Source organism: Anaerostipes sp. (assembly GCF_018381315.1).
In the GTDB taxonomy this organism is placed as follows: domain Bacteria; phylum Bacillota; class Clostridia; order Lachnospirales; family Lachnospiraceae; genus Anaerostipes.
On sequence record NZ_JAGZSD010000063.1, the window covers coordinates 1 to 1,024 of the forward strand.

At 42.5% G+C, this 1,024-nt stretch carries 1 protein-coding gene; it reads left to right on the forward strand.

Translation table 11 applies throughout. The features are described 5' to 3' along the window. Window positions 1–52: 52 nt before the first annotated feature. On the forward strand, window positions 53–1,024 hold a 972-nt coding region (rho, locus tag KH180_RS16735), incomplete at its 3' end, for a transcription termination factor Rho (RefSeq protein ID WP_290762540.1).

Genomic DNA, 1,024 nt, shown 5'->3' on the forward strand with positions numbered 1-1,024 from the left:
TCAGACAGTGAAATCCCACAGTATGGTATTTGAATAGAGAAAGGATGTAAGTATGAGAGAAAAGTATGAATCTCTGTCACTAGCAGCATTAAGAGATATAGCAAAAGCGAGAAAATTAAAAGGTGTCAGCACTATGAAAAAATCAGAGCTGATAGAACTGATGCTGGAACAGGATGAAAAAGATAAAGTAAAAGAAGTAAAAGAGGAAATCAAGAATGAAAAGGCTGGTGTGGCAGACATTGAGCAGCTTGACAGCGGCATGGCAGCACATGGAATTATAGAGGTGCTCCCGGATGGATATGGGTTTATTCGAAGTGACAATTACCTGCCCGGAGAGAATGATGTATATGTTTCTCCGTCTCAAATCCGCAGATTTGGGTTGAAGACTGGAGATATCATCTCTGGAAATACAAGAATCAAGACACAGGCGGAAAAATTCAGCGCCCTTTTGTATCTTACAAAGATTAATGGAGTTTCTCCGAGTGAGGCGACAAAAAGAGCGAATTTTGAAGACATGACACCGATTTTCCCGAATGAAAGACTGCGTCTTGAAAATGGACAGAGCAGTACGGCGATGAGAATTGTAGATTTGTTATCGCCAATCGGAAAAGGACAACGTGGTATGATTGTGTCTCCGCCGAAAGCGGGTAAGACAACGTTGTTAAAGCAGGTGGCACAGTCTGTTTTGAAAAATAATCCGGAGATGCATCTGCTGATTCTTCTGATTGACGAGCGTCCGGAAGAAGTAACAGACATCAAAGAAGCAATTACAGGGGAGAATGTAGAAGTGATCTATTCTACATTTGATGAGCTGCCGGAACATCACAGACGCGTATCAGAGATGGTGATCGAGCGTGCAAAACGTCTGGTAGAGCATAAAAAAGATGTCATGATTTTGTTGGATAGTATTACAAGACTTGCAAGGGCATATAATCTTACTGTTCCGCCGAGTGCAAGAACATTGTCGGGAGGTCTTGATCCGGCTGCACTGCACATGCCAAATCGAATTTTTGGTGCGGCTAGA